We start from the raw sequence: 7214 nt of genomic DNA on the forward strand, positions 1-7214 counted from the left end.
CCATCGGCCCGGACGGACGGCGACCCGGGCACGCCACGCCCCCAGACCGACAACGACCCGGGCACGGTACAGATCCGGGCCGTCGGCGCCGCAGGCACGGGACGGGGCCGGACAGGCGGCGTCCCGGGCGCGGCTCAGGCCCGGACGGACAGCGCCCAGGGCGCGCCGCGACCCCAGGCCGGCGACGGCCCGGGCACCGCGCAGATGCGGGCGGTCGGCGACCCCGACGAACCTCAGGCCAAGCCCGGCGGCAAACGGAAGCGGACCGGCTGGCGCCGGGTGATCCCGACCTGGCGCATGACCCTCGGCGGCTTCATCATCGTCGTCATGCTGCTGATCGGCGGCTTCTTCCTGGGCTACTCACTGGTCCAGATCCCGCCGGCCAACGCGCTCGCCACCAAGCAGGCCAACGTCTATCTCTACGCGGACGGCTCCGTGATCGCCCGCGACGGCGAGATCAACCGCGAGAACGTCACACTCCCGCAGATCTCCAAGGACGCCCAGCACGCGATCCTGGCCGCCGAGGACCGCGACTTCTACACCGAGTCCGCCGTCGACCCCAAGGCCATGATCCGCGCCGCCTGGAACACCGCCCTCGGCAAGGGCAAGCAGTCCGGCTCCACGATCACCCAGCAGTACGTGAAGAACTACTACCTGCGCCAGGAACAGACCGTCACGCGCAAGGCCAAGGAATTCTTCATCTCCATCAAGCTGGACCGCGAGCAGAGCAAGGACCACATCCTCGAGGGCTACCTCAACACCAGCTACTTCGGCCGCAACGCCTACGGCATCCAGGCCGCCGCCCAGGCCTACTACGGCATGGACGCCACCGACCTCGACCCGGCCCGCGCCGCCTACCTCGCCGCACTCGTCAACGCGCCCAGCCAGTACGACGTCGTCGCCCACCCCGAGAACCGCAGGGCCGCCGAGTCCCGCTGGAACTACGTCCTGGACGGCATGGTCAAGAAGGGCTGGCTCAGCGAGTCCGAACGGGCCGGCATGAAGTTCCCCATGCCGAAGGAGTCCACCCTCTCCACCGGCATGTCCGGGCAGCGCGGCTACATCGTCCGGATCGTCAAGGACTACCTCACCCAGAACAACATCATCGACGAGGACAAGCTCGACGCCGGCGGCTACCGCATCACCACGACCCTGCAGAAGAACAAGCAGGACGCCTTTGTGAAGGCCGTCGACGACAAGCTCATGTCCAAGCTGGACAAGAAGAACAACAAGGTCGACACGTACGTACGCGCGGGCGGCGCCGCCGTCGACCCCAAGACCGGCAAGGTCGTGGCGATGTACAACGGCGTCGACTACGTCAAGCAGTACACCCCCAACGCCACCCGCAGGGATTTCCAGACCGGCTCCACCTTCAAGCCCTTCGTGTTCACCTCGGCCGTCGAGAACGGCTCGCGGACCCAGGACGGCCGCGTGATCACCCCGAACACGATCTACGACGGCACCAACAAGCGACCGGTCCAGGGCTGGACCGGCGACCCGTACGCCCCCGAGAACGAGGACCAGCACTCCTACGGTCCCATCACCGTCACCGAGGCCACCGACAGCTCCGTGAACTCGGTGTACGCGCAGATGGCCGCCGACGTCGGCCCCCAGAAGGTCAAGCAGACCGCGATCGACCTGGGCGTCCCCGAGACCACCCCCGACCTCGCCGACGGCCCCGCCATCGCACTCGGCACGGCCACCGCCAGCGTCCTCGAGATGGCGGAGTCGTACGCCACGCTCGCCAACCACGGCAAGCACGGCACCTACACGATGGTCGACAAGGTCATCAAGGCCGGAACGCCCGTCGAGCTGCCCGAGCGGCGCACCCGGCAGGCCGTGAGCCGTGAGGCCGCCGACACCACCACCTCGATGCTGCAGAGCGTCGTCCAGAACGGCACGGCCTCCGCCGCGCAGGCCGCGGGCCGCCCCGTCGCCGGCAAGACCGGCACCGCCGAGGAGGACACGGCCGCCTGGTTCGCGGGCTACACCCCCGACCTCGCCACCGTCGTCTCCGTGATGGGCCAGGACCCGGTCACCGCCGCCCACAAGTCGCTCTACGGCGCGATGGGCCTGCCCCGCATCAACGGCGGCGGGGCGCCCGCGGAGATCTGGACGCAGTTCACCCAGGACGCCCTCAAGGGCAAGCCGGTCAGGGACTTCGACCTCAGGCTCCAGCCGGGCTCCGACGTCACCGAGGCTCCCAGCCCCGAGACCCCCGTCGACCCGACCACGGGCGGCACGACCGACGGCGCCAGCTCGTCCCCCGGCGACGAGGAGACCGGCACCGAGACGCCCGGCCAGACCCCGAGCGCACCCGAGGGCCAGACCCAGGGCCAGACCGACGGCGGCACCACCGACGGCAGCACGGGAGGCGAGTCCCCCACCGGCGGCGGCACCGCGGACGGCGGCACCGGCGACGGCGGCACGACGGAGGGCGGCGGCACGGCCGACGGCGGCACCACGGAAGGCGGCGGTACCGACGACGGCGGCGCCAACGGCGCTCCCACCGGCCCCGGCTGGGGCTTCGCCCCACAGGGCGCGCGCCGGGAATAGCCCGGGCCAGTCAGGTCGGGTCAGTGACCCGAGGTCGCCTTCAGCCCCACCACGGCGACCAGCAGCAGGCACACGAAGAAGATCCGGGCGGCGGTGGCAGGCTCCCCCAGCACGGCCATGCCGACCACCGCCGCCCCGGCCGCGCCGATCCCCACCCACACGCCGTAGGCGGTACCGATGGGCAGGGTCTTGGCTGCCTGGGACAGCAACAGCATGCTGACGACGATTCCGGCGCCGGTGAGAACGCTGGGGAGCGGGCGGGTGAAGCCGTCGGTGTACTTCATACCGATCGACCAGCCGACTTCGAGCAGACCGGCGACGACGAGCAGAACCCAGGCCATGACGGGCACCTCCGGGAGACAGGCTGACGGTCCAGGTGCGTCGTCTTTGCCTTCGTCCCGGTACGGCGCGTCTCGTCGGGTCCCTCCAACGTAGCAAACCCACGACGAAGGGGCCGGTGACAACGGTCACCGGCCCCTTCGTCTACGTCTGCGTCTGGGACTACATCTGGGACTACAGGTAGAGGCCCGTCGAGTCCTCGGACCCTTCGAACCGGTCCGCGGCCACCGCATGCAGATCACGCTCGCGCATGAGCACGTACGCGATGCCCCGCACCTCGACCTCGGCACGGTCCTCCGGATCGAACAGAACCCGGTCGCCCGGCTCCACGGTCCGCACGTTCTGCCCGACCGCCACGACCTCGGCCCAGGCCAGCCGCCGGCCGACCGCCGCCGTGGCGGGAATCAGGATGCCGCCGCCCGAACGCCGCTCGCCCTCGCTGGTGTCCTGCCGCACGAGTACGCGGTCGTGCAGCATCCGGATGGGCAGCTTGTCCGGATGGGTGCTGTGCTCGTTCCTGTTGGCGCTCACGCCCTGAAACCTACCTGTCTTCGCCGTGAACGTCCGCAGTCGGGTCAGCCCTTGCGCCGCCGTGTGCCGAGGGCGAGCAGCCCCACCACACCGACCACCACGAGGGCGACCGGCACGACCCGCTCGAGGCGCGGCGCGCCCTCCTCGTCCACGAACCGGGACCGCACATCGGTGACGGCCCGGTTGACCCCCACGTACGCACGCCCGAGGGTGTGATCGATATTGGACGCGACCCTGGCCTTGGCGTCCCCGACGATCGTCTTCGGGTGCACCCGCACCCCGATCTCGTCGAGGGTCTCGGCCAGGGTCTCGCGGCGGCGCCTGATGTCCGCCTCGATCTGCGCCGGGGTCCTGGTGTCCGCCGTGTCCGCCACCGTGTCGCCTCCGAAGTCGGTATAAAGCCTGTGCCGGACAGTCTGTCAGCTCCACGGCTCATAGCACTGTCCCGACCCCCGGTTACGCTGGCCTGATGAGCGAGCGACTTCAGCCGGGGGACGTGGCCCCCGCCTTCACCCTGTCCGACGCCGACGGCACCGAGGTGTCCCTGGCGGACCACAAGGGCCGCAAGGTCATCGTGTACTTCTACCCGGCCGCCCTCACCCCCGGCTGCACCAAGCAGGCCTGCGACTTCACGGACAACCTGGAGCTGCTGACGGGCGCGGGCTACGACGTCATCGGCATCTCCCCCGACCAGCCCGAGAAGCTGGCCAAATTCCGCGACAAGGAGTCCCTGAAGGTCACACTGCTGGCCGACCCGGACAAGCAGGTCCTGGATTCCTACGGCGCCTTCGGCGAGAAGAAGAACTACGGCAAGACCTACATGGGCGTCATCCGCTCCACGATCGTCGTGGACGAGGAGGGCAAGGTCGAACGCGCCCTGTACAACGTCCGCGCGACGGGCCACGTAGCCAAGATCATCAAGGATCTGGGGATCTGATCCGGTCGAGCGGGGCGCGGAACGACCTGTGCGGACCGAGATGATCTCGGCCCGCGTCGGAGACCGAGCGGGTCAGGCCGACTCGAGCAAGGTCGTATAAGCCCCTTCGGCAGCCCGGCCCTGCGCCGTACCCGGCGGAGTGTGGGCGAGGAACTCACTGGTTGAACCGCTCTGCACGAGACGTCCGCCCACCAGGACGGACACGTGATCGGCCTCTTCGGCGAGGTCGGTCACGTCGTGCGTGGACAGCAGGATGCGAACCTCGCCCTTGACCGACGCGAGGAGATCGCGGAAGACCCGTCGCTGACGTGGGTCCATTCCGGCCGTGGGTTCGTCCAGGAGGAGCACCCGTGCGTCGTGGACCAGGGCACAGGCGACACCCACGCGCCTCAGCTGGCCGCCCGAGAGCCGACCGGTGCGGGTGTCGGCGTGCTCCGTCATCTCGACGCGGGCCAGCGCTCGCGGAGCGTCGGCCCAGGCATCGCCCTTGCTCATCCCCTTCAGCCAGCCGACATAAGCGACGTACTCGCGTGCCGTGAGCGAGGGCAGGGGTGTGATGTTCTGCGGCATCCAGGCCACCGTCCGCCGGTAGTCCTTGCTCTTCGCGTCGAGTCCGTCCCACGTCACGGTTCCCCGCTGGGGCGTGGTGACGGCAGCGGCCAGCTGCAGCATCGTGGACTTTCCGGCCCCGTTCGGTCCGAGCAGGATGGTCAGTCCGTCCGGAAGGCGGTAGGTGAAGTCCTTCAGCACGGCAGCCCGCCGTCGGCCGTAGGCGAAGGTGCAGGAATCGAGAACAAGCGTCATGCGGCTCTCCGTGCGAAGCGGTTCGGTGGAAGGAGGTGGGCACCGACGCCGACGGTGAGCATCAAGAGGGCTCCCGTGGAGGCGTACCAGGTGTCAGGCGGTTCGAGGAGTACGGTCCACGGGTAGGCGTCGCCGGGCGCTCTCATGCCGAAGAGCACGCCGAGTAGCGGCCACAGTGCGGGAACGAGGATTGCGGATCTCCCGAAGAGAGCCCCGCACAGCAGGGTGAGGCCGGCGAGGAAGGCCGTGTTGCGGCCCAGTGTCTCGGCCGATGCGGCCCCGGTGATCATGGCGATCAGTTCACCCACGGCACTCGCGAGTGTCACCACGCCGAGCGCGAGCAGGACGTCGAAGAACCTGACGGGTCGGATTCCGGTGGTCTCGGCGGCGTCCAGCCGGGTGTGCAGACAGTCGAAGAGGACCGAGGTCAGCACGAGCGGGACGAGCGTGGCGGCCTGCACGAGCTCGGAGCCGCCGGACCAGATGGAGGGCAGGAAGAGGGGGGTGTCCTGAACAGTCGCCGCCAGAAGCGCGAACATCAGGAAACCCAGGGGCAACCGGGTGTGGGCGCGGCGGGCACGCAGCCACCACATCACGTTGTCGTCCCGTCTTCCTGGCACGCCTCCGCCACGGTCGTCTCGTACCAGTCCATTTGCTGGGCCTCGCTCAACCGTAGGACCTTCGCCACCCCGTCCTGGATACGGCTGCGTTCCTGAGGGGTGAAATCGGGTTCGGAGCTGAGCCGTCTCAAGTAGGTGTCCGTCTGCCCGACTTTGGAGGACACCCAGTAGTACACGAGGCGGGCGGGGCCGGTGGCCGGAGGGGCGCATTCGAAACGCACCACTTCGCGGGCGACCTGGTAGCGGAGGGTGCCCGTCGCCTCGCCGACCCCGAGTGGGACCGTCCAGTCGTCCTTCGTGGACGGCTCGGGATACCGGAGGTCGAGAGAGGTGTCCTTGATGGAGGTCGGCTCGGCGGGCAGACCGGCTCGACGCAGGGATTCCAGCGTCGCCTCCGCTTCCTCGGTGAGAGCGGAGATGTGCTCGGCGCGCGCCTCGGGCAGACAGATGCGGGGGGACTGTCCGGCACAGGCGATCGCTCCATGCCCGGTGCTCCGTGGGCCTATGTAGCTCCAGTCGCTGACCAAGGAGAACGATCCGAACGCGCAGGCGACGACGAGTGCTCCCGCGACGGCTCCGCGCAGCCAGCGGGAAACAGGTGCCCAGAGCAGAGCCATGGCGACGGCGGAGCCGACGGCGAGCAGGAGGGGAGCCGCGAGGGCGGCGGCGGTGGGCAGTTCACCGAACATCATCTTTCCGGCGAAGAGACCGGTGAGGTGCCGGGGCCACGGTGTCTCCAGTCCCGTGGACCAGCCGACGGCCAGGAAGTCGGTGACCGCGATGATCGGCACTACGGCGATGTGCCGAACGGTGGCTCCGACGGCGAATCCGACGATGCCGTGGGCGACGCAGAGCACCAGTGCGAAGGCCAGCAGCGTGAGGCCGGGCACGTCGGGCGCGACCTGCTCTTGGACGAGGGCGCACAGCGTGGGGAGGATGAGGAGCGACCAGGCCAGTGCGACCACGGGCGACAGGTGCTGGGCGGCGATGGTGTAGCGGGATCGCACCGCCCCCAGCCTCCAGATTTCTGAGGCACCCAGCTTCCGCGCCTCCCAGGCGGCGAGGCCCGAGGCAACCGCGAAGGCCACGGGCAGCAGGTTGCGCAGCACCGCATCGACCACGGTGGCGGAGTAGCCCAGCGGATCGATACGGAGGTCGTCACCGAGATCGGTGGCGTAGTAGGCGAACACGAGAAGCAGGGCGACAGGCGCGACCCTCAGCGCGCTGCTGGACCTGATGAGTGTGAGGGGTTTCACTTCTTGGCTTCCTGGAGCGGTCCGAAAAGGGGGCGTGGGGGGGGGGGGGGGGCCCCGGCCCCCCCCCCCCCCCCCCCAAAAAACCCGGCTGCCGCGCGGTGGGGGAGACCCGCCGCCGGGGGCCCCCCCGGCGGCCACGGAGGGTCAGTCCCGCGCCGCGGAGGCGAGGTG

At 69.6% G+C, this 7214-nt stretch carries 8 protein-coding genes and 1 riboswitch; of the genes, 2 read left to right on the forward strand and 6 right to left on the reverse strand.

Annotated features, from left to right (window positions below; genetic code table 11):
* Positions 1-204: 204 nt before the first annotated feature.
* Positions 205-2556, forward strand: coding sequence for a transglycosylase domain-containing protein (locus ACFT32_RS27920; RefSeq protein ID WP_382494690.1), 2352 nt, complete (start codon positions 205-207; stop codon positions 2554-2556).
* A gap of 20 nt (positions 2557-2576) precedes the next feature.
* Here ACFT32_RS27920 and ACFT32_RS27925 read toward each other — a convergent pair whose 3' ends face one another.
* The 3 genes from ACFT32_RS27925 to ACFT32_RS27935 form a co-directional block, all read right to left on the reverse strand.
* Positions 2577-2897 carry a multidrug efflux SMR transporter gene (locus tag ACFT32_RS27925; RefSeq protein ID WP_184593181.1) on the reverse strand — a complete coding sequence of 107 codons (321 nt, stop codon included), beginning with the start codon at positions 2895-2897 and terminating at the stop codon, positions 2577-2579.
* A 34-nt stretch (positions 2898-2931) separates the two neighbouring features.
* Positions 2932-3000, reverse strand: a riboswitch (guanidine-III (ykkC-III) riboswitch).
* Between the two features lie 69 nt (positions 3001-3069).
* Positions 3070-3426 carry a co-chaperone GroES gene (locus ACFT32_RS27930; protein WP_094052261.1) on the reverse strand — a complete coding sequence of 119 codons (357 nt, stop codon included), beginning with the start codon at positions 3424-3426 and terminating at the stop codon, positions 3070-3072.
* A gap of 44 nt (positions 3427-3470) precedes the next feature.
* On the reverse strand, positions 3471-3800 hold the full coding sequence (locus tag ACFT32_RS27935; RefSeq protein ID WP_382494542.1) for a DUF3618 domain-containing protein: 330 nt from the start codon (positions 3798-3800) through the stop codon (positions 3471-3473).
* 95 nt (positions 3801-3895) lie between these two features.
* Here ACFT32_RS27935 and bcp point away from each other — a divergent pair, with 95 nt between their 5' ends.
* Positions 3896-4363: a thioredoxin-dependent thiol peroxidase gene (bcp, locus tag ACFT32_RS27940; protein WP_382494545.1), complete on the forward strand. Its 468-nt coding sequence runs from the start codon at positions 3896-3898 to the stop codon at positions 4361-4363.
* A gap of 72 nt (positions 4364-4435) precedes the next feature.
* Here the strand turns inward: bcp and ACFT32_RS27945 are convergent, their stop codons facing one another.
* From ACFT32_RS27945 to ACFT32_RS27955, 3 genes are read right to left on the reverse strand one after another with little or no spacing between them, the layout of a single operon-like run.
* A complete protein-coding gene (locus ACFT32_RS27945) occupies positions 4436-5167 on the reverse strand; it encodes an ATP-binding cassette domain-containing protein (protein WP_382494548.1) in 732 nt (243 codons plus the stop codon).
* On the reverse strand, positions 5164-5787 hold the full coding sequence (locus ACFT32_RS27950) for a hypothetical protein (protein WP_382494551.1): 624 nt from the start codon (positions 5785-5787) through the stop codon (positions 5164-5166). Before ACFT32_RS27950 ends, ACFT32_RS27945 begins: the two co-directional genes overlap by 4 nt.
* Positions 5760-7043 carry a hypothetical protein gene (locus ACFT32_RS27955; protein ID WP_382494554.1) on the reverse strand — a complete coding sequence of 428 codons (1284 nt, stop codon included), beginning with the start codon at positions 7041-7043 and terminating at the stop codon, positions 5760-5762. The genes ACFT32_RS27950 and ACFT32_RS27955 overlap by 28 nt, the downstream gene beginning before the upstream one ends.
* Positions 7044-7214 lie beyond the last annotated feature (171 nt).

Source organism: Streptomyces sp. NPDC057002 (assembly GCF_042673825.1).
Lineage (GTDB): Bacteria > Actinomycetota > Actinomycetes > Streptomycetales > Streptomycetaceae > Streptomyces.